This window comes from Mycolicibacter kumamotonensis (assembly GCF_002086285.1).
In the GTDB taxonomy this organism is placed as follows: Bacteria; Actinomycetota; Actinomycetes; order Mycobacteriales; family Mycobacteriaceae; genus Mycobacterium; species Mycobacterium kumamotonense.
Window position 1 is genome coordinate 1 of sequence record NZ_MVHU01000112.1, and the last position, 697, is coordinate 697.

The window sequence follows — 697 nt, forward strand, 5'->3', positions numbered from 1 at the left end:
ACCCACGACACCACCCCCACCCACACCACCGACAACACATCGTGGCCACCGACCGACGCACAACCCATCAACGTCGACCACCTCTACGAACACTTCGGAGCCGTCGGCCTGAACTACGGACCCGCCTTCCAAGGCCTCCACACAGCATGGCGCCACGACATGACCATCTACGCCGAAGTCAAACTCGACGACCAAGCCGCCGCATTCGGCATCGACCCAGCACTGCTCGACGCGACCTTCCACGCACTCGGAGAATTCCTCACCGACGGCAACGGACCACTACTCCCGTTCGCCTTCACCGGCGTGCGCCTGCACACCACCGGAGTAACAGCCCTCCGCGTCACACTCCAGGTCAACAGCCCCCAAAACATGCGGCTCACCGCCGCCGCCGAAGACGGCACACCAGTATTCGCCATCGACGAAATCGCACTCCGACGCCTCGACCCCACCGCCCTCGCCACCGCCGACATCGCACAAGAGGCGCTCTTCGGCCTGCAATGGGAAGAGATCGCCGTCTCGTCACCCAGCGGTGAGGAGTACTCGAACTTCCCTTCGTTCGCGACTGCCATAGAGAACGAGATGGTCTCGCCGAAGTTCGTCATTGCCCGTCTGTCGAAGGAGGCGGGGCATCGGGCTGATGCGGCGCGTGTGGGTGTTCATGCGGCGCTTTCGTTGTTGCGGGCTTGGTTTGCCGCTG

General features: G+C 63.4%; 1 protein-coding gene. It reads left to right on the plus strand.

Going from position 1 to position 697, the window contains the following annotated elements; all coding sequences use genetic code 11:
• Positions 1-697 (plus strand): polyketide synthase dehydratase domain-containing protein (locus BST28_RS22990; protein ID WP_207570202.1); only part of this gene is annotated, 697 nt, incomplete at both ends.